The sequence below is a fragment of the Hoyosella altamirensis genome, assembly GCF_014191505.1.
Classification (GTDB): Bacteria; Actinomycetota; Actinomycetes; order Mycobacteriales; family Mycobacteriaceae; genus Hoyosella; species Hoyosella altamirensis.
The window spans coordinates 1,531,315-1,552,600 of sequence record NZ_JACHWS010000001.1 but is presented as its reverse complement, the minus strand read 5'-3'; the positions used below and the strand labels follow the sequence as shown (position 1 = coordinate 1,552,600).

The window sequence follows — 21,286 nt, the reverse complement described above, 5'->3', positions numbered from 1 at the left end:
CCTTTGCGTCCAGGCACGTATCTGCCAACGAGTGTTACCACAATTAGATAGTCTGCCAACGCCTGTGTCAAGATGGATGGATGGTGGTGAAACAACGCGCCTACGGCGGGCAATCAGCCTCAGCCCGTACGGCCCAGCGACGTGAGCAACTACTACGCGCCGGACTGGCACTGATCGGCGAGGGCGGCGTGCAGGCGGTCTCGGTGCGGGGCGTGCTGGAGCGAGCGAAGCTGGCACCGCGCTACTTCTACGAGAATTTCACCAACCTCGACGAGTTGATCGTGGCGATTTTCGATCAGGTACTCCAGGAAGTCGTCGCTGCCGGGACCGCCCCAGCGACCGACACCCGCCGAGATATGCGCTCACGAGTACGGGACGCGCTCAGTGCGACAACGGAATTGCTGGTCGGCGAGCCCGCCAAAGGCCGGATTCTGGTGATCGACTCGCTGACCACTCCGGCTCTCGTGCCCCTTCGCGAGCAGGGGCTACGGATGATCGGAGCGATCATCGTTGTCACTGCGCAGGCCACAGATCCGATGCGCGAGGTCGATCTCGAAACTGCCGAGATCACCGCTATGTTCCTCGTCGGCGGCTTCGCCGAACTGGTTGCTGCGCTTCTTAAAGACAACGGTCGCTATCACCGCGACGCCGTGATCGACCGCTGTACCGATCTGTTCCTCGCTGCCCGAGAAACCGCACTGACCGCCGCACGGAAGTAACGGTACGGCCCAAGCCTATCCCCATACTTCGATGCCTTGGACCTGGTCATCTCTGATGATCCGCAGGTTCGTGCTCGATATCAACAGAGGGGGCCGTCCTCCCCTTTAGTCTGCATACGGGTCGGTCAGGTCGTCGGCGAGCGTATCGCTAAGGTCGGAACGAAACCGCTCTACGTCGACGATCGGTGCGTTTCGAGATCCTGCGGCAAATTGATCGCGAGTGACGGTGCGGCAACGTCGCAGTGGAATGAGTTCGGCGATCGCACGCCCGTTGGTAGTCACTGTAGAGATCGTCGAGGTCCACGATGCCATCCTGAACGAATCGCGCGAGAAGTGCGGCCTTCGTCGGTGCTGGTCGTCCGACGGCTTGGTACTTGACCGGTACCCGCACGGGTGATTGCCGATGACGATTGAGGTCAACGCTTGCAACACCGTGCGCGGGCGCCCACGCAGCACCGGTGACTTCACCTGCGCACGATGCCACCGGCAAGCCGCCAAACTCCGAATCCAGTGGCGTCCTTGGTGTCGAAGTAGGCGTAGACGAGCGGCTTCGACACCCCGGCCTGCATCGCGACGTCTCCCACTGACAACCCGGCATAGCCGGTCCGCGCTATCTGCTCGGCAGCGATATCGAGCAACTGGGACTCACACTGCACGCGGCACGCCTTCGGTTCCTGCAGTACTCACGATCGATCACCACCTCCGAGCCTGCAGCGCAAGTTGCAATAAGTCGCGCACAGCCTGAGCATGGTCACGGGGAATCAGTCCGAACCAGTCTTTTGAGACTGGGCGCTTCCCTGTCAAGGCCCACGTTGCGGTCGAGGTACCGGGCCATCAGCTCCCAGTACACCATCAGCAACCCCATCATCGCGGCGGTGGCGGCTGCAGCAGGGACGGTTCGGTGTCGATGGGCCGCGATCATCGCAGTGATTCCGGCCGCGGTCGCGGCGGCGTCGACGGCCATGGCGGCGTCCATAGGCCGTTCTTCGATCCACAGTTCCTCGCCGAGGATCGCCCGAGTGGACCATGCTCGGTCGTGGGCGGGTTTGCTGAACACGACCGGATTGATCGCCATCCACGCGCCGACGAGTGCGGCGTCGCGCCAGCTACGTCGCCAGACTGGGATTAGAATCAGCGGGGCGCTCGCCCAGCGCGTCCAAGCGCTCCACGGGTTGCTGTGCCGCGCGAACAACGCCCGCTTGGTATGCCGCCAGCCCATCTCACGCCTCCGGATACTGTCGATGCCGAAACCGAATCATATGGGAGATAGCCAGGTCTGCACGATGCCCCGAAGGAGCAGCACACATCCTTACGCATCTCTGCCGCCTTACAGCGGTTCCGCAGGGTCAGCGTGGCCGTCCGCAAGGTGGTTCACTTGGCACATGGAATCGTTGATTCTCGATCTGGATGGCGTCGTTCGTCTCTGGGACCCGGCAATCATGTCGTCTGCGGAGGCTGCCAGCGGTTTACCGGACGGAGCTCTTTCCGGAATCGTCTTGGGCCACCACGACCTGCTCAGGCTAGCGGTGACGGGCGAGATCAGCGACCTTAGGTGGCGTACAGAGATCTGCGCGAGGCTCTCGTCCCGGTACGGAAAAGCCGCGGAAACAGCCGTGCGGTTGTGGTCTGACGCTGTCGGAACTGTGAATCACGCAGTGCTGGACATCGTGCGGGAACAGCGGAAGGAACGAACGGTTGTCTTACTCTCTAACGCTACCGACCGGTTGGACGAGGATCTTGAAAAGCTCAGCCTTAACAACGAGTTCGATTGGGTGTTCAACAGTTCGGTGCTTCGGTCAGCGAAACCGGACCACTGGATCTATCTTGAGGTTGCCACGCAACTCGGAGTTGCACCTAACCGGTGCATTTTCGTCGACGACAGCGCCGCAAACGTAGCCTCAGCCGAGCCTTTGGGGATGCGGACGCATCAATACTTCACCCCCGCGGCACTGAAAACGTTTTTACGGCACGTTTAGCTTCGAGAGGTCGCGTGCTCCCCCGCAGCCCTAGCCAGTGTGGCTGTCTCGGAGCTTGTTGGAGACTGGGACAGTCTCGAGGTGCCTTGTGCGTGTATCTCACCAAACGTCTGCGGCTTCCTGTAGTACTCCTTCCCGGTCTAGTTGGTGGCTGCACTGCGCCTGTCACAGCCGGGGAAGGTCGTTGACAAGTCGTTGAGGAGCCCGGGATCGCACGCCTTCAACACCATCCCGAGGGAAGCGGTGATATTGCACTCCAACGAGATTGACTGGCGAAGAGTGGGCCTGGACGCTGGGTCAGCGAGGGTTTTTGATACTCAGCAGTGTCAGCGCCGCAACACGGTCGCATGACCAACGCAGGGTTCCCATCTAACCACTGCAGGTTGATTCGTCAGATGAAACCTGAAGCATTTCGGCTCCTGGGGACGCTCATTTCAAGCCAAGGATTTGCGATGCGCAGTTCGTTCGACTTCCTGGGGCATCGCCAGAGCCGATACTCAGGCGGACTTGTTCACGCCGAACGGGACGGTATGTGCTCTCGGGCCACTGCGCCACGTCGCACTGCCCACGTCCGAACGGTGTTTCTGCCGAATGCTCGGCTGAACGATGCGGATCGGGTGCGGCAGAGCCGTGATGCCCTGCTGGACGCGGGACTCAGTGCGCTCGCGGAGCGAACCCGAGAAGCGGTCACCATTGACGATGTCAGTGCGCGTGCAGGCTTGTCGAAACGGTGTTTCTACGAGAAGTTTCCCACCCGCAATGACCAAACGGCCGAGTTGTCCCACGTATCACCGGTGATACACTTACGGAATGGAGAGTGTGAGCGTTCGTGAGCTGAGGAATCATGGCGGTGCTGTTCTGGACCGCGTCGCTCGTGGTGAGTCACTGAGGGTGACACGCGATGGTGCCGAGGTCGCTGAGATCCGGCCGTCTCCTCGGCGTGCAGCGCGCCCTGCTGCGTTGATTGCGAGCCGAAAGCATCTCCCCCGGATTGACTTTCATCTGATGCGTGTTGAGATCGACGAACTCATCGACGCTGAGCTGTGAACGATCCCCTAGAGACGCGCTCAGAGCACGGACTGCTCGACACTTCGGCGTTGATCGATCTTGCCGAACTCGACGAGGCGGCCCTCCCCGCTGAATGCTTCATCAGTGCAATCACCCTCGCCGAACTCTCAGTCGGACCGCACGTCGCAGGTTCGGACGCCGAACGCGCGGCCAGGCAGGCGCACTTGCAGCAGGCCGAGTCAGACTTCGATCCGGTCCCCTTCGACGCCAATGCTGCGCGTGCGTTTGGCGTCGTTGCAGCGTCGTTGAGGCGGGCGGGACGCAAGCCGAAAGCCCGAGCATACGATGCGCTGATCGCGGCGACGGCAATCGCCAACGGGCTTCCGCTGTACACCCGGAACGGCCAGGACTTCGAGGGCATTGACGGCCTGACCGTGGTTGACGTCTGAGACTCCCGCTACGACCCACCCCCGACGTGCTGCGCATCCTGACGACGAGCTTCATCTCCTCGATCATGAACGCCGAAGCTGACTCCCTATGCGGCGACATTCCTGACGAAGCAACCTCCAGTGTCATGTCGACGGATGCGATGCTAAATGCACCTCTTCCGGCCCGCTGGTTCAACATGCAGCATCGCGGATTGCCGGTTGTCGCACTTTTCGGACTAGTGCTACTAGTTGTATTGATGGTACCCGGATATCCTGGTACCCATGAGGATGATCAGCAGCACCGAGGCTAAGACGAAACTGAACGCACTCCTGGCCGAGGTCGAGTCGACCGGGCAACCGGTGACAATCACCAGCCACGGTCGGCCCGTGGCAATCCTGTCGCCATCGGCGCCGACACCGCGCACCTTCGGTCAACTCAAAGGGAAGATCACCGTTCCCGACGACTTCGACGCACCCCTCGACGAATCTGAGCTCGGACTCTGGGAAGGTCACGAGTGATCACGCGCACCGTCCTGCTGGACACAAACGCCGTGCTCTGGCTGACCGCAGCGCCAGACAAGATGTCGCCACAGGTACTCGAACTCCTCGCCACACCGTCGACCGAACTCGTGGTATCGGCCGCGTCCGCCTGGGAAGTCTCGATCAAGACCCACACCGGGAAACTCCCCGGCGGGCAAGCCTTGTTATCTGTCTGGGACGAAACCATCAGCAACCTCCGCGCGGAAACCATCGCGATCGACAGCGCGGACGCGATCATGGCGGGCGCACTCCCCTGGCCCCACCGAGACCCCTTCGACCGCATGCTCATTACGCAAGCCGCCCGACGTGCGCTCACCCTCGCTACCAGCGACCCCATCATGATCCAAGGAGCGCTCTCGCCGACGATCGACACCAGACGCGATACCTGAACCGCGTAGGCCGGCGGGCCGCAGAGTCGACGCCAAGCTGGCACACCGAAGGAAATCGTGTGCCGCGCTAGCGGGCGCCGTCCTCGCACGATGCACCAGCTTGAAAGAAGGGAGTGCCGTGTCAGCGTCTGCCGGAAACGACGACCGTACGATGAAGGCCACACCGCAACGGAGGTAGAGCACAGTGGCACAGCACATTTCTCCTGCCGAGGAGATGCGCCGCCAGGGCAGTGTTGCCGCAGCTATTCACTCGGCCCGGCTTGAGGGTGCCGAGGTATCTCAGGAGACCGAGGACGACATGCAGGAATACGTCGAAGGACGTATCACTGTGGAAGAAGGACTCGCCCGGCTGCAGGAACGTATTGACCGACATGTGCAGCAGCGCCGCAACACGGTCGCATGACCAACGCAGGGTTCCCATCTAACCACTGCAGGTTGATTCGTCAGATGAAACCTGAAGCATTTCGGCTCCTGGGGACGCTCATTTCAAGCCAAGGATTTGCGATGCGCAGTTCGTTCGACTTCCTGGGGCATCGTCAGAGCCGATACTCAGGCGGCCTCGTTCACGCCGAACGGGACGGTATGTGCTATCGGGCCACTGCGCCACGTCGCACTGCCCACGTCCGAACGGTGTTTCTGCCGAATGCTCGGCATGACGATGCCTGGCGCTGCTGCCCCTATTCGTAGTCGACGACGAACCCTTCTCCCCCACAATTATTCTCGCTATCCCGGTGGGTAACCGAGTCTTCGGAGGAGGACCTTGCCGCACTCCGCTATGCCCTCGACCTCGTGCTGCAACCCATCGACGAATTCGCTGGATTCACCAAGATCGGCCAGTTCCGCGAAGCCGCGATCCGGTATCAGTTGAACGCGCTCGGCTCGGCGGGCCGTGAAGTTTGCGCTACGTGCGTACGCCCTGGCGCGAAGTACTCTCCCTGAGCCTACTGACCGATCGTGGTCTGACCACGTTGGCCAGCTACGGACGCTGTCCCAATCCGGAAGACAACTGGCGGCACCGCGGCTCATTTGGGTTGGGTCAGTGCGCAGCCAGCATGTTGGTCGCCGTCCGCCGGGCAAGCGCCATGACCGAGATCATGGGGTTCACGCCGGAGCACGTCGGCATGCCACTCGCGTCGGCGATCCAGACGCCTTGCGTGTCGTGGAGTTCGCCGAGCGTGTTGGCGACCGAGGTCAGCGGGTCGTTGCCGAGTTTCGCGCTGCACATCTGGTGTGCGGAGAACACCGGGGTGCCGCCGGGGCCTATCGGGATCTGGTTGACCTTCTGGATGAACGCTTCCAGGTCTTCACCACGCTGCCACGGAGCAAACGGCTGGCCGGCGAGGAAGATCTGCTGTGCGCCAGCAGCTTCCTGCATACGGATCGCGGTCTCGGCGCCTTCCCGGAAGTGCTGGCGGTCGAGTTCGTCGGTGAACGGATACCAGTGCACCGCTTCGCCATTCGCGTCGATCGTGACGCTGCCGGCGCCGCGGTCCTTGACCAGGAACACCCAGTCGGCGCGGTAACGATACTTGTGGGTCAGCTCCTTGTGCTGGGCACCGGACTGCCAGGGCACGACCGTGGTGAACAGCCCGGGAAGATGCTGTACACACTCGATGAGGTAGCCGTAGCCGTCGTGGGCCTCGGCGAACTCGTTGACAACGCCGGCCATGGCCGGACCGAACCACGGATCCTGCGGTTCGTCATAAATGCCGGTGACCAGACTAGCCGGATGCAGCCGAAGCTCAGCCCCGACTGCGGGGCCCCCAATGCCCGAGCGCAGCAGCAGGGCCGGCGTCTCGAGGCTGCCCGCAGCCGCGACGACCTGCGTCGCGTTGATGACGACTCGATAGGTCTGGTTCGTCTCTGGGTCGGTGTAGGTCGCCTCGACGCCGGTGGCGGTTCCCTCCGACGTCAGAATCCGCTGCGCCTTCGCGTTGGGCAGCAGTTGCGCACCCGAGTCCGCGGCATCCTGAAGGAACGTCCTCATCGTGCCCTGCTTGGCTCCGGTCTGATCACCCATCCCGCTGTAGCCGATCAGGTTCGGGTCGTAGCGGTCGGGGTCAACGTTGAGATTCGCGCGTCGGTACGAATAGCCCAGCGCCGCAGCACCTTCGGACAGTCGGTGGTGGGGCTCGTTCTGCGTGGCGACCGCGTCGTTGACCTTCATCCGCGCGGACACTGCCGCGAGCTGAGCCTCGAACTCGGGTCCGGCGACGTCGGTGAGCTTGAACTCGTCGGCCCACGTCTCACGCACGGTCTGCGGGGTCTGTAGCGAATTGGACCAGTTGACCGTGCTGCCTCCTCCGACTGTGCCGCCGGCAGCAAGGCTCACCATTCCGTCCGCGGTCGGAAAGAATCCACCGCGCAGGAACAGGTTCTGGTATGCGGCGAGTTCGCTCTGGATGAAGTCGGACTCGTTGCGATAGCCACCGGCTTCGAGCACGATGACGCGCTTTCCGGACTCGGCGAGCAGTGCGGCCGCGACGCCGCCACCGCTGCCCGAACCGATCACCACAACATCCGCGTCGAGCGTCGTATCGCTCGTCGGTGTGACCGTCGTGAGCGTCTTCGGTGTCTGTGGCGGTGACTGCTGCGGCCCGGGGTAGCCCATGCCGGTCCACAACGGATTACGTCCCTCGGCATCGGTGAGGCCATAGGCGAACATCACCGACAGTTGGTAGAGCGCGGCGATCGCGCCCTGTGTCTCGGGGCTGATACGCGCCAGATTCCCGACGATCGACTCGCGTACAGCTTGCGGCTGGTTCTTGAGCCCGACGAGGGCGGCAGTGTCGAGAAGTTGCTGCAACCCAGCGAAATGATCCGCCGGAAGATGGGCCAACAGATACTGCTCGGCGGCAAGATCGGCACCGACGTCGCTGCCTTTGGTGGCGAAAAAGCCGTCCGTATCGTCGTCGCGCGGGACCGAGGCGACGAAGGTGTCGACGACCGCGGTGAGAGTCCGGCGTTGTTTCGGTGTGAATTCCATGATCGTGTTCCTTGGGTAAGTTGGTGAGGTTCAGGGAAGTTGCATCGACTTGGTCTCGAGGAACTCGTCGATCCCCCATTTGCCGAACTCACGGCCGTTTCCGGACTGGCCGTAGCCGCCGAACGGAGCGTGGATGTTGAAGGCGCCGTCGTTGATCTGGACCTGACCGGCCCGGATCCGGCGGGCGACGGCGACAGCGCGGTCCTGCGACTCGGAGTAGACGGCGGCATTGAGTCCGAAGATCGTGTCGTTGGCGAGGCGCACCGCCTCGTCTTCGCCGTCGTACGCCTGGAGCACGAGCACGGGTCCGAAGATCTCCTCGCGCACGATCGTCATGTCGGGGGTGACGTCGGAGAAGACGGTAGGACGAACATAGAATCCGCGGCCCAGGCCCTCGGGCGCGGTGGGTCCGCCGGTGAGGAGACGGGCGCCTTCGGCGACACCCTTCTCGATGTATTCGACGACCCGGTCGCGCTGCGTCGCCGATACCAGCGGGCCGAGCACGGTGGACGGGTCGAATGGGTCACCGACGATGAGCGATTCGGTTCCCGCCTTGACGATCGCTTCGACTTCGGCGAGCCGCGAGCGCGGCACGATCATCCGGGTCAGGGCGATGCACGTCTGGCCGGAGTTGAGGAAGCACCCGTTGAGTCCGGCGGTCACCGCCTCAACGAGATCGGCGTCGTCGAGCACGATGAGCGGCGACTTGCCGCCGAGTTCGAGAGCGATCCGCTTGATGGTCTGAGCGGCGACGGCACCGATTCTCCGACCGGCCACAGTAGAGCCGGTGAGTGACACCATGTCGACATCCGGGTGGGCGACGAGCGTCTCGCCAACGCTCGCTCCGGTACCGGTGACCAGGTTGAACACGCCCGGTGGCAGGCCGATCTCGGCGAACACCTCGGCCAGCACATAGGCGTTGAGCGGCGCGACCTCGCTGGGCTTGAGCACGACCGTGCATCCGGCCGTCAAGGCCGGTGCAACCTTCGCCACGATCTGGTGCAGCGGGTAGTTCCATGGCGTGATCGCGACGACCACGCCGATCGGTTCCCGGACGACGAGCGAGTTGTAGACCTCTTCCTCGAACGGGTAGCTCAAGGCCATTTCGGCGATCGAGACGAAGGATTGCACCGGCAGTCCCGCCTGCACCACATTGCTGTAGGCGAAAGGCATACCGACTTCTTGGCTGATCAGGGTGGCGATTTCGGTCTGCCGCAATTGGAGTGCTTCGGCTGCACGCTTGAGATATCCGGCGCGCTCGGCAGGCGGCGTCGCGGACCAGGCTTCGAACGCGGTCCGTGCGGCGCTGACCGCGGCGTTGGCGTCTCGGGCGTCACCGACGGGGATCGTGGCCATCACCTCCTCGGAGGCGGCGTTGACCACCTCAAGGCGGTCGATGCCGTGCGAGATCTGCCAGTGACCGTCGATGAAGTGGGAGTCGTGCTGGATCATGGGGTCATTCCTGTCGTGAATAGACGAGTGAGTTCAGGGTCTGTCGGTGGTTTGTAATCTCACCCCAACCGGATTTCGCGTTTGAGGATCTTTCCGGTAGGGCCCTTCGGGAGGGCATCGACGATCCGAACGACGCGGGGGTACTTGTAGGGGGCGACCCGGTCTTTGACGAACTGCTGGATATCGCTGTCGGTGGCGTTCGCGCCCGGCTTGAGTGCGACGACCGCGCCGACCTCCTCACCCCATTGATCGTGCGGAATGCCGACGACGGCGGCTTCGGCGACCGCGGGATGCTCGTACACGACTTCTTCGATCTCGCGCGGGTAGACGTTGTAGCCGCCGCGGATGATCAGGTCCTTCTTGCGGTCGACGATGAAGTAATACCCATCGTCGTCACGGCGTGCGAGGTCACCGGAATGGAACCAGCCGTCCTTGATGGCGGCGGCGGTCGCGTCGGGTTTGCCCCAGTAGCCCTTCATGACGTTGTGGCCGCGAATCACGATCTCGCCGACCTCTCCCGGTGCGGCGTCGTTGCCGGCGTCGTCGACCAGGCGGAACTCGACGCCGGCGATCGGCGTGCCAATAGAACCTGCGCGACGCCGGTCAGCGAGGTTGAACGACGCGACTGGAGACGTTTCCGACAGTCCGTACCCTTCGAGGATCGCCGCACCGAAAGTCTGCTCGAAACCGGTGAGCACCTCGACCGGGAGCGCCGCGCCGCCGGACGCACACAGGCGCAGATTCGATACGTCGTACTGTCCGCGTTCAGGGTGATTAAGCATCGTCATGTACATGGTCGGAACACCCTCGAAGATCGTGACCCGGTCGCGTTGCACGATCTCGAGCGCCCGGGCGGGTTCGAACTTCGGCAGCAGGGTTAGCGTGGCGCCCACGGCGACCGCGACGTTGAGCCCGCACGTCTGACCGAAGACATGGAACAGCGGCAGACCGCCGAAGATCACGTCATCGCTGGTGGCGGCGAACAGATCGTGCGCGCAGATGTCGATGTTGCGGGTCAGATTCGCGTTGGTGAGTTCGGCGCCCTTCGGCGCTCCCGTGGTGCCTGAGGTGTACAGCAACACGGCGGTGTCATCGTCGGCGCGCTTGGCGACTTCGTCGACGGCAGGAAAGGAAGCCAGCATGTCACCGAACGTGGCGGGGTCGATGGTGACGATCTCGGCACCGGTTTCCGCGTCCTCCCGGAACCCGTGCCAGGCGAACAGGAGTTTTGAACCCGAATCGCTCAGGTAGTAGGCGACTTCGCGTCCCTTGAGCAGCGGATTCATTGGCACTGCGATCGCACCTGCGCGGAGTATCCCGTAGTAGACGATCGCCCAGTGCGGAACGTTGGGCGCCATCAGCGCGACCCGGTCCCCGGCGCGTACTCCGCGTTGCTGCAGGAGACCAGCGATCCGCTGACTCGCCTGATCGAACTCAGCGTAGGTCAGTACCGCGTCGTCGAGTCGAATCGCGACCTTGTCTGGGCGGCGCTGAGCCGTCGCGGTCAGATTTGCGGCCAGATTCATGAGATGTAACTCCTCGAGTAGCGTTGCAATTTGTCGGTATGAACAGGACCACTACGAGCATCAGGGGTGACGGGAGTCATATTCTTGGGTCAGCACGACAACAAACTTCTGTGACTCTGTTGCGTGGAACAAAGGAGCGACCATGCCCACCGAGGCATCGAAGACCCGGGAGTGGTTGGAGCGGTTCGCTCGTGCGGGCGAGGATCGTGAAACTCTGGATCGGCTGGTCGGAATTGTCGACGCTCAGATTCTGGAGGCGATCCCGGAGCTAAGTACCGACGCAACACTGGTCGCCGAGCTACACGGGAGTACGCGCGCCCACTGGCGCGGCTTCCTCTCGATGGTGGCGCGGGAGAACTTCGAGGTGCAGCTAGCTCCCGAGGCATTCGATTTGGCACGAACTATTGCTCGTCGTGGTTTCGACCTGCCGGTTCTGCTGACGATCTACCGGGTTGGACAGCGCTCGGTCTGGACCTACATCACGGAGGTCCTCACGACGCAGGTCCCCGAGTCCGACCTCCGCTCGGAGGTGCTGCTGCGATTCTGGACTCGGCTATCCGAATGGCTCGATACCGCGATCGAGTCGATGATTCTCGCGTTCAACACCGAACGCGAGCAGTGGCAGCGGGGCTCAATGGCCCGACGGGTCGAAACCGTGCAGGCCATTCTGGCGAAGCGGCCGCTAGACCTCGACGCCTCCAGCGTTGCACTGTCTTACCCACTCAATCAGCTGCACGCCGCATTCATCTTGTGGGTCGCCGACGACGCTCCCGATGCCGACGTACAACGTCTGCTCGAAACGGCCGCGACGACAATCGGTACGGCGATCGGTGGCCGTCGGCCGTTATCGATCGGATCCGGGGCTCGGACCCTGTGGTGTTGGGTCGCCACGCGAAAACCCGCACACGGTTTGTCACCCCAGGCGGTCGCCGGGTTGGGCGAGCACGTCCACGTCGCGGTCGGCACGTCCTCGCCAGGAGTTGATGGATTTCGACAAAGTCATCGCGAAGCGCGCGCGGCGCACACGGTTGCAACGCGGCGCAGCCCTCAGCCTCCGGTTACGTACTATGTCGATACCGAATTGGCGTGTCTTGCCGCTGGGTTGATGGGCGAGGACGGCATGAAGGTACTGGTCAGCCGAGAACTGGGCGGACTTGCCGCATCGGACAACACGACTAATCGACTGCGTGACACGGTCCGCCTGTATCTGGCGCAGTCGAGTAATGCGGATTCCACTGCCGCACTTCTCAACGTCCACCCGAATACGGTGCGATACCGCATCCGGCAAGCTGAAGAGCTGCTCGGTCACCCTGTGGACGAGCGCCGCGTTTACGTGGAACTTGCGCTCAATGTTGTCGACGCATTCGGCACCGTTGACGAGTGGAGCAGACAGACTGCATAAGCGGTCAGGTGATGCCGATGCCGTGCTCGTGTCACTGAGTCAGGGCCTTTCGGGACATCGTCGCGGTCGCTTTCGCCAGTCCCCTGATCAGGCCGGGAGTGAGGGGCTTCGGAGAACCGTTGGCGATGCGTTCGAAGTTGGCGGCGTGCCAGGCGAGCTGCATCCAGGCGTCGACGGGACCGAATCCGGCCCTCGGCGCCCTGGGCAACTCCTCCTGCGTGGTGCCGGCCAGCAATCTGGCGGGGTAGTCGGCGTGGAGAGCCATGGGTCGGCCAAGGCCGATGACATCGACTGCGCCCGCACCGAGGACTTCGTTCATGAATTCGGCGGTGCGCACTCCCCCGGTGAGCATCAAGGGAATCTTGCTGAGTTCACGCAGTTGTTCGGCGTAAGACAGGAAGTACGCCTCCCGGCTGGCGGTGCTGCTCTTGACGACGCCAGTCATTGCCGGTGCCTCGTAGTTGCCGCCAGAGATCTCCAGCAAGTCGATTCCCGCGGCCTCAAGAGCGAGAGCAACGTCCAACGATTCCTCTGCAGTGAGGCCGCCGTTCTCGAAGTCCGACGAGTTGAGCTTGACCGATAGCACCTTATCGTGACCGATCGCAGCACGAACGGCCTCGACCACTTCGAGGAGCATTGCCATGCGGCGCTTGGGATCGCCACCGTATTCGTCGTCCCGGTGGTTTGCCTTGGGGCTGAGGAACTGCGACAACAGGTAGCCATGAGCAGCGTGGACCTGCACACCGTTGAATCCGGCCTCCACCGCAAGCTGGGCGGTGCGCGCGTAGCGAGCGATCATGTCCTTGACTTCCGTCTTCGACAGGGCGCGTGGCTTACGCAGGTTGTAGCCGAGCTGACCGGGACGGATCGCCGAGGGGCCGACCGGCTGTCGCAGCAGCGGCAGGACCGGTACCCGTCCAGGATGATTGATCTGCATGATCATGGCGGCACCGTGAGCGTTTCCGGCACGTGCCCAGCGGGCGACAAGGTCGAGGTGCTTGTCGTCTTCGAGAACCGCGTTGCGGGGCTCGACCAGCGCGTTGTGGTCGATCATGACGTTGCCGGTCATCAGCATGCCGACTCCCCCGTGGGCCCAGTTTGCGTAGAGCCGGATGAGCGTCTCCGAGGGTGCGCCGTTGGCCTCCGCGATCTGCTCGCTCATCGCTGCCTTGGCGATGCGGTTCTTCAGCGTGATTCCGCACGGCAGGGTGAGCGGACTGGCGATGGTGACTGACATCAGAGGATTCTTCCGTTGAGGCGGGACGTGGTGAAGGTCGGCAGAACAGGCCGGATGGGTACGGGCGGTGATCCTGCCGAGAGATTGACGCGATGCAGGCGGGATTCGATAACTCGCCCAACACCCATGTTCCGGAGTGGGTCGCGCTCGGAATTGGCGACCGAAACGTCGAGGTTCGCGCTGCGAACTTCGATGGCATGCTCGCCAGGAGTGAACGCGACCATGTATGGCAAGACACTGCCGACGACGTTGCGGTGCGGACGGCCGAGGATCGGTGGGGCATTGTCGATGACGACTCCGAGGGTGCCGTGCATCTCGATGAGAGTTGTGCCTCGGCGGGTGGCCGTCGCTTTGATGGCGTCACCATCGATCGACCAATCGATCGAGCCGAGCTTCTTCGGGTATCCAAGGACCTCACGTCCGAGAATGAGGGCGGCGTCGTCGTCGAGGATCATCCACGGGCAATGGATGCCCGTCGTGGCGAACGGACCGATACCGGTCTTGATGTGCACGAAGAGGCCGGCCTCGTGATAGACCGAGCCGTAGTTGCAGTCGGGAAACCACGCGCAGAACAGGTCCGCGATTGCGGGTTCAGCGAGCGCAACGCCCGCGGGCAGCCACGGCTGCATCTTCTCGGGGTCGATCTCGACGACAGCCGTCAGATAATGCGCATCGCGATAGATCAAGCCACGATCGGGAAGGGCGGCAAGCCGGGACGCGTGTTTGAGTCCATCGAGAATGTTCATCACAGCCGTCCGTAGACCGCGCGCAGGACCGGGTTCGACAGTCTGCTGGGCGTGAGAGCCGCTCCCGCTGTCTGGGCCTTGGCGAACAGTCCGGGCACGATGCGGCGTCGGCCGTCCGCGAGACCGGCGATCGCGGTTTTGGCTGCGTCTTCAGCGCTGACCCACAGGTAACCAGGGAGCAGGCTTTCCAGCGACGGGATACCGGCGGCCTCGGCGAACTCGGTGCGCACCGGTCCGGGAGCGAGCAGTGAACAGGTCACCCCGATGCCTGCGAGTTCGCCATGCAGCGATTCGGCGAACGTGTTCGCGAACGCTTTGCTCGCGGAGTACGTCGCGTTGTTTGGGCTCGGCTGATTGCCGGCGGTCGAGCCGGTGATGAGAATTGCGCCGCTGCGCCGCGCGATCATCCCCGGAAGGACGGCAAGCGTGAGGTCGTGCACGGCGTTGACGTTGAGTGACACCTGGTCGCGTTCCGCATCGGGGTCCATGTCAACGAGCCGCCCATAGGTGGCAGAGCCAGCGTTGTTGCACAGGATTGCGATTTCTCGGCCGCCTAAGTCAGTTGCGAGCTTCGCGCGCGATTCCGCATCTGACAGGTCACACGCGATCACTTCGATGTTCACTCCGTGGCCGGTGCGTAAGCGGACGGCAAGTTCATCGAGGCGCTGCTTGCGGCGTGCTACGAGTATCAGGGAGTAGCCACGCGCGGCGAGATTTTCGGCGAGGGCTGTGCCGATGCCCGAGGATGCGCCGGTGACGACCGCAGGCCGGGCCGGATTTGGTTTGGGAAGCGACATTCTCTTCTCCGTCAATGGGTTTCGTGGAAGTACGGGGATCGTTTGGCTCGGGAGGCCGAGCGCGGCTCGGTCGATTGCCGTATAGGTGTTAATGAGGCGGCGAAGCACCGCGATGTCGAGGAGAAGCTCGGATTGGCCGGCGAGCATCGTCGACTGTGGCTTGCGAATCTTCGCGAGCAGGTTCGACAACGGAACGGGAACCTCGCCTTGGATCAGGGCGATTTTCGTGATGAGGCGAGCACCCTCGGTGATCAGCTTGCCGGCACCGGCTCTCGGCGCGACGTTCCCGAAGAAATACAGGTTCGCCAGCCGCGGTGGCACGACATGTTGGTAAAGGAGGGGCTGTCCGTTGTGCCATTCGAGCAGGTCAGGCGCGAGGAACGGAAAGGCAGTCCGAAATCCGGTGGCCCAGAGAATGGTGTCGTACTCGCCACTCGAGCCATCGACGAAGTGCACTGTCCGACCGTCGAACCGCTTGATCTCCGGCCGGGTTTTCACCTTCCCATGGAGAACCGCGTACGGCATCGTGCTGTTCACGGTGACGTCTTTGTCGAAGAGGTCATGGCCGGGCTTGGGCAGTCCATACCGCTCGTACGCACCGACTGTCACCATGAGCGCGGCCTTGAAGGCGGCTTTCTGAACAAAACGCGGCGCCCAGATCTGGTCCAGCGATGAGACCGGAACACCCCACATAGTCTTAGGGATGAACCAGTAGCCCGTACGCATGGATAGATCCGCGGAACCGAACGCGTTTGCGGATTCAACCGCCAAATCGCACCCTGAATTGCCCGCGCCGACGACCAGCACCCGCCTGCCCTCAACATCGGAAGGGTTCCGGTACCGCTTCGAATGAATTTGCTTTCCCGTGAACTGACCCGGATACGTCGGGATGTTGAGCGCCCAGTAATGCCCGTTGGCGACCACGACCGCGGCATACCGCCGGACTTCGCCTGAGTCCAGACGCACAGTCCAGCCAGCCATGCCAGTGGCATCGATCGGGGTGGTCTCAGTGACTTCGGTGTTGAAGGAAATGCGCGGGGTGACGCCGAAATGGTCTGCGTAATCCTGCAGGTAGGCGCGCATCTGCGCCGCCGAGCAGAACATCGGATAGTCGTCCGGCATGGGGTAATCCGAATAGGCCGATGCCTGCTTCGAGCTGATCATCGTCGTCGAGTCGTAAACGCCGTGAGCCCAATTGCCACCGACATGGTCCGTCGCCTCGAAGTGGTCGTAGTCGAGCCCAGCGTCGATGAACGCCTTGGCAATTCCGAGGCCGGCATATCCGGCCCCGATGACGCAGTACCGACGTTCGCGCATCAACTGACCTCTCTAATATTGCTACGCCGTGAATATACAGCACTGTAGCTACAAAGATGTATATTGCTCGTGGGGCCATGATCTGTCAAGACCTGTTTAGGGAACTGATGTTCGGGCTCACCGCGCGTTCACGGCAGGCAACAGCAAACTCCCATCGATCGATAAGCTGGCAGGACAGCCCAACGCGGAGCTAGGAGAACTCGAGATGACGTGCCTGCGAGCGCAGATGAAGGAGTGACAATGACATCAGGCACTACCCGAAACGGCTCAAAGAAGCGGCCTTACGCTCCCCGCATGGCACCTGAAGAGCGACGCGAGCAGATCCTCGATGCCGCTCTCGATGTCATCGTCGAACACGGCGTGGGACGGGTGACCGTCGATGGACTCGCCAAAGCGATCGGCGTAACCCGGCCCGTGATTCACAGCCAGTTCACCGACAGCGATCACATCCTCCGGGCAGTTCTGGAACGCGAAGAAGCCCGCGCACTTGCCCAGCTGACGGACGTATTCGGAACGGCCAGTCAGACTTCGGCACCAGAGAACATCGCCGAGATGATCAAGGCCTATCTCGGTGCGGTTCTCGCTGAACCGAAGCGTTGGCGGGCGATTCTGCTGCCAGCCGGCTACCCGCCCGCGTTCCGCAAGCGGTTGCAGCGCGGGCAGGAGCTGATCACCGACATCTTCGAGCAGAGAGCACGCGCGTCGATGCCGCAGGATACGGACGTCGAAATGCTGGCCAAGGCCCTACTGGCCCTGGTTCTCGACGCGGGTCGCATCGCGCTTGAGGAACCTGACGACTTTCCGCCAGAACGAATCGCATCGTTCACGGCCACTATGGCGGCACGGGTCCTGGGCCACGACCAGCAAGTTTGACGACAGCGTCGCCACGGTTGCGAAAGATCAGGCACCACAGCCATCGGCGGCGGGGTGAAAAGTCAGGACTCGTTCACGCCGAGTGGGACTGTATGTGCTCTCGGGCCACTGCGCCAGATCGACACATACCAGACTGATTTGACGGCTTCGATCAAACGGTCGGTGGGAATCGTGCCCGGCTCATCCAGCAGGATCGCGATCGGCATGGCGATAAGTGCTTTGACGAGAGCTGGGACGTCGTCAGATGCCGGCTCGATCTGCCCGGTATCGCGAAGGGCTACGACGAACCTGGTCACGCGAGCGGTCAGTTGGTCGACAAAATCGGTCCACATTTTGGCCAACTGCGCGTCTGACGAACGCGCCTGCGCGCACGCGGTGAGGAGGGCTGAATTGGCACGCCACACCCTCACCATGTTGTTGATCATCGAGGCGGAGAGTCCTGCGGGGCTCTCCGAGAACTCCCATGAATCCAGCCCCTGCGTTGCCTGTTCGACTTCGCGCCAGACCTGCTCGAGAGCAGCCGCGACAACCGCGTACTTCGATTCGAAGTAGAAGTAGAACGCCGGTCGGGTGACGCCCGCGCGCTTCGCGATCTGCGAGACCGACAAGTCTGCGATCGGGACTGTACCGAGCAGATTGACGGCGGCATCGATTATGAGGGCGCGTTGTCGGTCGCCCCGACTGGGCGCGCGACGATCGCCAGCCACTGAGCGGGGGGCAGCCTGCGTCACTAGTGCGCCTTTCTCGTCGTACGGACATTCGCAGAGTAACACAAAGTTGACACGCTGTCAGTCAACCTGACAGTGTGTCAGTTATGCATCACCGCAGACCCACACCAGCGATACCGTGGCTGCTCGTTGCGCACATCGTGGCCTTCGCGATAGTCAGCTTTTTGGGCGCACATCTGGGCTGGCAGTTCACGCGCGGTCGCCAGCCTCACACGCCGCTCAAACGGAGGATCGCGTGACCACCCCACGTCGCACTACCCACGCCCGAACGGTGCTCCTGCCGGATCACCCTCGACGTTTTGGTCCGGTCACCCGACGCCGGATCACGCGATCAATCGCCGGCTTGGGTGTACTGTGGCTCGCCGCGCTGATCACCGTGACGGTCGGCGCTCCAGTCGCTGTGACAGCCTTCGCGCTCGGCATGACGATGCCTGGCGGAGACCTGTCGTATGCGGGCCACCCAGTCCTCGCGGTCGTCGGTGTGATCGTGCTGGTTCTGGCTGTCGCGATATGGTGGGCGGCCGGGCCCATCGTTCTTCCGTTGCTCGTTTGGATCGGGCTGGCGCTGCTGCCCGCATTCATAGGCGGTGGCGAGACCGTCTCCCCCACAATTATTCTCGCGATCCCTGTGGTTATTCTGACGGTCGCGGTGGCGATTCACGAAGTCCGGTTCCGGAGTCAGGAAGCGCGTGGCCGCGAGATCAACACGCGGCTTGCCCGGCAGAAGTTCGTCATAACCGGCCCGCCCGGAATACCCGAGGTAACCGAATCTTCGGAGGAGGACCTTGCCGCACTCCGCTATGCCCTCGACCTCGCGCTGCAACCCATCGACGAATTCACCGGATTCACCAAGATCGACCAGTTCCGTGAATCCGCGATCCGGTACCAGCTGAACTCGCTCGGCTACGCGCTCTCCACGGCGCAATACACCCGCACTCCAGCGTTTGCCGGGTATCTCGCGGAGGCACAGCAAAATGCAGTACTGAAAATGCTCGACCGACGAGTATGGGGCTACTGGGCCCTGGAGAACCTCTGGGGCAATCTGCGCTGGAATCCGGACCCGGTCGATCGCGAAAACATCATGCTGACGGGCTTTCTCGGCCTCCAAGTCGGCATGTACGAGACGCTCAACGATTCCCGCTTCTCGGCGCCGGGTGCGCTCACCTTTCGCTGGAACAAAGACCGCGCCTACGAGAACAGCTTCACGACTCTCGCCGAGTCTATCCACCGCAACATGCTTGCCTCGGATTACACGCTGTTCGCTTGCGAACCGAACTGGACGTACACCGTCTGCAATACCTTCGGGCTGAACACCTTGATCACTCATGATCGACTGCACGGAACCCACTTTGCCGACGACGTGATCGAACGCCTGCACAACTCCTACGAGACCGAATTCCTTCGCCCCGATGGCCGAATCATCGGCGTTCGATGCGATCGTCTGGGATTGTCATGGAACGTGTGGGCCGGACCGGCGATCCAGCTCACCACCGCGTTCTGGATGCACGCCGGTCTCCCCGACCTGGCACAACGGACCTGGTGGATCGTGCGCGACCAGGAGATCCGCCGGGACGGCGACAGAGTCTCGTTCCCAGTCGGTGTCAGTACCCGGCTCGACGCGGGCAATTACCGTTTCGGCAACGACGCCTACGGCCAGGCCATGATCACGATGGCGGCCCGCGAGATGGGCGACGAGCAAACCGCCGCCGCTGCGATCGCACAGCTCGAGTTCGGTGGTGAACCCGTCGAGGAGAATGGCGCGCGTCGCTACTCAGCCCTCTCCGGGCTCGGTAATCTGTACGCACTCCACAGCCGGTTCAACCGGGCTAGCGGCTTTCGGGACTTCGTCGCCTATGGCGCCCCCCGCCGAGTGGCGGACCGGCCCGATCCTGGCCGACACGGCCTATCCCGAGGTTCTGGTCGCCAAGGCAGTCACCGACGGCAAGGCGCTCGATCTCGTCCTGCGGCCTGGGTCCGGCCCGGTCCGCACGACACTGTGCATTGCCCGGCTAAACCCCAATCGCACGTACCGCGTTCATGGCGCGGCGAGTTCCGACCTCACCCCCGATGTGAGGGGCGAAGCAATCATCGAAATCGACCTGGGAGGCCGTCATGAAGTCAAAGTCATTCCTCAGTAGTCTTCGGCGGCGTGCGCGCTGGGCCCGAACGGAACAGTCCACACTGGACGCCCGGCTCGACCACGAGCGGATGACCCATTTGGTGGCGGAAGTCAGATTCGGAGATCCCGTCCTCGCCGCAGCGCTGTACACCGTCGCGTTCTGCCGTCAGATGGCAGTTCCCTCGATCGCTGCAGTCGTGCATCGAAACGGTCATGGTCCGATGATCAAGGACGGCCGCAAACGAAACGACGACACCTTGGTGTTCTTCGGTGAGTTTATGAAGAACGGCTACTCGTCGGAGCGCGGGAAGGCCGCCATCGCACGGTTGAACGAGATCCACGCTCCCTTCCCGATCACGAACGACCAGAGTCTTTATACCCTCGCCTCGCTCAGTTTCGAGGCCGATCGGATTCCGTCAGAGCTGGGTATAACGCTCCTGACCGACGACGAGAAGTTAGCCAACCAGCTGTTTTGGCACGGAGTCGGCGTCGCGATGGGCCTGCACGACATCCCCGGCTACTACGACGATTTCTGGCAGTGGATGCTCCGCTATGAACGGGACAACTGGGCACACTCAGCCGGTGGCGAGGCAGTTGCCCGTGCGGTGCTCGACGACTTCGCAGCTCGCTGGCTAACGCGACATCTCAAACCCCTCGGATTCAAAGCTGCGACCGTGCTCTGCGGCGACGAACTTCTCGACGTTCTGCACATCGAACGCCCGAGCGCAGCAGTTCGGCAGGCCGTGAAGTTCGCGCTACGTGCGTACGCGCTGGCGCGGAGGCTTCTCCCTGACTCGAAGGACCGATCGTGGGCTGACCACTTCGGCGCCAGCTACGGACCCTGTCCCCATCTGTCGAGAGTCGGCTACAAGCCGCGCACTGCCAATCCGTCCGTATCTTGACCGCAGTCGGTGCGGCTCCCATCGGAGCGCGGGCCAGGCCAACCCCTGAAGCAACTTGCCTTCTATCGCGGAGTGCAGATTAGTTTGGAACCGCCTAATGAATCGATACGTGGCCGATCGGCTCAAATCCCCGGCCTCAGT

At 62.6% G+C, this 21,286-nt stretch carries 23 protein-coding genes and 1 pseudogene; 13 read left to right on the top strand and 11 right to left on the bottom strand.

What is annotated here, in order from left to right; genetic code table 11:
• The first annotated feature begins 80 nt into the window (after nucleotides 1-80).
• Nucleotides 81-719 carry a TetR/AcrR family transcriptional regulator gene (locus tag FHU29_RS07595; RefSeq protein ID WP_064439028.1) on the top strand — a complete coding sequence of 213 codons (639 nt, stop codon included), beginning with the start codon at nucleotides 81-83 and terminating at the stop codon, nucleotides 717-719.
• A gap of 105 nt (nucleotides 720-824) precedes the next feature.
• On the opposite strand, the gene FHU29_RS07590 is transcribed toward FHU29_RS07595, so the two are convergent.
• From FHU29_RS07590 to FHU29_RS07580, 3 genes are all read right to left on the bottom strand, one after another.
• On the bottom strand, nucleotides 825-1,001 hold the full coding sequence (locus FHU29_RS07590; protein WP_198156508.1) for a hypothetical protein: 177 nt from the start codon (nucleotides 999-1,001) through the stop codon (nucleotides 825-827).
• Between the two features lie 182 nt (nucleotides 1,002-1,183).
• Entirely contained in the window at nucleotides 1,184-1,375 is a 192-nt protein-coding gene (locus tag FHU29_RS07585) for a helix-turn-helix domain-containing protein (RefSeq protein WP_064439029.1), read from the bottom strand.
• A 95-nt stretch (nucleotides 1,376-1,470) separates the two neighbouring features.
• Nucleotides 1,471-1,938 (bottom strand): DUF6653 family protein, encoded by a 468-nt coding sequence (locus FHU29_RS07580; RefSeq protein WP_064439030.1) that lies wholly within the window; start codon nucleotides 1,936-1,938, stop codon nucleotides 1,471-1,473.
• Nucleotides 1,939-2,101: 163 nt separating this feature from the next.
• Here FHU29_RS07580 and FHU29_RS07575 point away from each other — a divergent pair, with 163 nt between their 5' ends.
• The 8 genes from FHU29_RS07575 to FHU29_RS07540 all read left to right on the top strand — a co-directional run bounded on the left by FHU29_RS07575 (nucleotide 2,102) and on the right by FHU29_RS07540 (nucleotide 5,999).
• On the top strand, nucleotides 2,102-2,695 hold the full coding sequence (locus tag FHU29_RS07575; protein WP_064439031.1) for an HAD-IA family hydrolase: 594 nt from the start codon (nucleotides 2,102-2,104) through the stop codon (nucleotides 2,693-2,695).
• Between the two features lie 347 nt (nucleotides 2,696-3,042).
• Nucleotides 3,043-3,528 carry a TetR/AcrR family transcriptional regulator gene (locus FHU29_RS23840; RefSeq protein ID WP_423785864.1) on the top strand — a complete coding sequence of 162 codons (486 nt, stop codon included), beginning with the start codon at nucleotides 3,043-3,045 and terminating at the stop codon, nucleotides 3,526-3,528.
• Nucleotides 3,506-3,742: a type II toxin-antitoxin system Phd/YefM family antitoxin gene (locus FHU29_RS07565; RefSeq protein ID WP_064439033.1), complete on the top strand. Its 237-nt coding sequence runs from the start codon at nucleotides 3,506-3,508 to the stop codon at nucleotides 3,740-3,742. The genes FHU29_RS23840 and FHU29_RS07565 overlap by 23 nt, the downstream gene beginning before the upstream one ends.
• Complete coding sequence (locus FHU29_RS07560; RefSeq protein WP_064439034.1) at nucleotides 3,739-4,152, top strand: type II toxin-antitoxin system VapC family toxin; 414 nt, start codon at nucleotides 3,739-3,741, stop codon at nucleotides 4,150-4,152. Before FHU29_RS07565 ends, FHU29_RS07560 begins: the two co-directional genes overlap by 4 nt.
• 261 nt (nucleotides 4,153-4,413) lie before the next feature.
• Nucleotides 4,414-4,650: a type II toxin-antitoxin system Phd/YefM family antitoxin gene (locus tag FHU29_RS07555; protein WP_064439036.1), complete on the top strand. Its 237-nt coding sequence runs from the start codon at nucleotides 4,414-4,416 to the stop codon at nucleotides 4,648-4,650.
• Nucleotides 4,647-5,060: a type II toxin-antitoxin system VapC family toxin gene (locus tag FHU29_RS07550; protein WP_064439037.1), complete on the top strand. Its 414-nt coding sequence runs from the start codon at nucleotides 4,647-4,649 to the stop codon at nucleotides 5,058-5,060. The genes FHU29_RS07555 and FHU29_RS07550 overlap by 4 nt, the downstream gene beginning before the upstream one ends.
• Before the next feature lie 184 nt (nucleotides 5,061-5,244).
• On the top strand, nucleotides 5,245-5,463 hold the full coding sequence (locus tag FHU29_RS07545; protein WP_064439038.1) for an antitoxin VbhA family protein: 219 nt from the start codon (nucleotides 5,245-5,247) through the stop codon (nucleotides 5,461-5,463).
• Between the two features lie 386 nt (nucleotides 5,464-5,849).
• Nucleotides 5,850-5,999 (top strand): hypothetical protein, encoded by a 150-nt coding sequence (locus FHU29_RS07540; protein WP_157094914.1) that lies wholly within the window; start codon nucleotides 5,850-5,852, stop codon nucleotides 5,997-5,999.
• A 97-nt stretch (nucleotides 6,000-6,096) separates the two neighbouring features.
• Here FHU29_RS07540 and FHU29_RS07535 read toward each other — a convergent pair whose 3' ends face one another.
• The 3 genes from FHU29_RS07535 to FHU29_RS07525 are packed head-to-tail and all read right to left on the bottom strand — an operon-like array spanning nucleotide 6,097 to nucleotide 11,024.
• Entirely contained in the window at nucleotides 6,097-8,046 is a 1,950-nt protein-coding gene (locus tag FHU29_RS07535; protein WP_064439039.1) for a GMC family oxidoreductase N-terminal domain-containing protein, read from the bottom strand.
• Between the two features lie 30 nt (nucleotides 8,047-8,076).
• Entirely contained in the window at nucleotides 8,077-9,498 is a 1,422-nt protein-coding gene (locus tag FHU29_RS07530; RefSeq protein ID WP_064439040.1) for an aldehyde dehydrogenase family protein, read from the bottom strand.
• A gap of 59 nt (nucleotides 9,499-9,557) precedes the next feature.
• Nucleotides 9,558-11,024, bottom strand: a complete 1,467-nt coding sequence (locus tag FHU29_RS07525) for a long-chain-fatty-acid--CoA ligase (protein WP_064439041.1) — start codon at nucleotides 11,022-11,024, stop codon at nucleotides 9,558-9,560.
• A 142-nt stretch (nucleotides 11,025-11,166) separates the two neighbouring features.
• Between FHU29_RS07525 and FHU29_RS07520 the strand changes: the two genes are divergently transcribed.
• Nucleotides 11,167-12,426 carry a PucR family transcriptional regulator gene (locus FHU29_RS07520; RefSeq protein ID WP_083962131.1) on the top strand — a complete coding sequence of 420 codons (1,260 nt, stop codon included), beginning with the start codon at nucleotides 11,167-11,169 and terminating at the stop codon, nucleotides 12,424-12,426.
• Nucleotides 12,427-12,457: 31 nt separating this feature from the next.
• Here the strand turns inward: FHU29_RS07520 and FHU29_RS07515 are convergent, their stop codons facing one another.
• The 4 genes and pseudogenes from FHU29_RS07515 to FHU29_RS23135 all read right to left on the bottom strand — a co-directional run.
• Entirely contained in the window at nucleotides 12,458-13,663 is a 1,206-nt protein-coding gene (locus tag FHU29_RS07515; protein WP_064439042.1) for an NADH:flavin oxidoreductase/NADH oxidase family protein, read from the bottom strand.
• Nucleotides 13,663-14,409 (bottom strand): acetoacetate decarboxylase family protein, encoded by a 747-nt coding sequence (locus tag FHU29_RS07510; protein ID WP_064439043.1) that lies wholly within the window; start codon nucleotides 14,407-14,409, stop codon nucleotides 13,663-13,665. The genes FHU29_RS07515 and FHU29_RS07510 overlap by 1 nt, the downstream gene beginning before the upstream one ends.
• Nucleotides 14,409-15,206 (bottom strand): SDR family NAD(P)-dependent oxidoreductase, encoded by a 798-nt coding sequence (locus FHU29_RS23140; protein WP_064439146.1) that lies wholly within the window; start codon nucleotides 15,204-15,206, stop codon nucleotides 14,409-14,411. Before FHU29_RS23140 ends, FHU29_RS07510 begins: the two co-directional genes overlap by 1 nt.
• Before the next feature lie 234 nt (nucleotides 15,207-15,440).
• Nucleotides 15,441-16,523 (bottom strand): annotated as a pseudogene (locus FHU29_RS23135) (flavin-containing monooxygenase); the annotation flags it as partial.
• A gap of 294 nt (nucleotides 16,524-16,817) precedes the next feature.
• On the opposite strand from FHU29_RS23135, the gene FHU29_RS07500 reads away from it, so the two are divergent.
• Complete coding sequence (locus tag FHU29_RS07500) at nucleotides 16,818-17,396, top strand: TetR/AcrR family transcriptional regulator (RefSeq protein WP_074390741.1); 579 nt, start codon at nucleotides 16,818-16,820, stop codon at nucleotides 17,394-17,396.
• A 62-nt stretch (nucleotides 17,397-17,458) separates the two neighbouring features.
• Here FHU29_RS07500 and FHU29_RS07495 read toward each other — a convergent pair whose 3' ends face one another.
• Nucleotides 17,459-18,127 carry a TetR/AcrR family transcriptional regulator gene (locus FHU29_RS07495; RefSeq protein WP_064439045.1) on the bottom strand — a complete coding sequence of 223 codons (669 nt, stop codon included), beginning with the start codon at nucleotides 18,125-18,127 and terminating at the stop codon, nucleotides 17,459-17,461.
• Nucleotides 18,128-18,359: 232 nt separating this feature from the next.
• Between FHU29_RS07495 and FHU29_RS07490 the strand changes: the two genes are divergently transcribed.
• Together FHU29_RS07490 and FHU29_RS07485 are read left to right on the top strand one after the other, a co-directional pair.
• The gene (locus FHU29_RS07490) at nucleotides 18,360-20,240 is read left to right on the top strand and encodes a linalool dehydratase/isomerase domain-containing protein (protein ID WP_083962134.1); all 1,881 of its coding nucleotides are present in this window, start codon (nucleotides 18,360-18,362) and stop codon (nucleotides 20,238-20,240) included.
• Nucleotides 20,237-21,145, top strand: a complete 909-nt coding sequence (locus FHU29_RS07485; RefSeq protein ID WP_083962135.1) for an oxygenase MpaB family protein — start codon at nucleotides 20,237-20,239, stop codon at nucleotides 21,143-21,145. Before FHU29_RS07490 ends, FHU29_RS07485 begins: the two co-directional genes overlap by 4 nt.
• The last annotated feature ends 141 nt before the right edge of the window (nucleotides 21,146-21,286 follow it).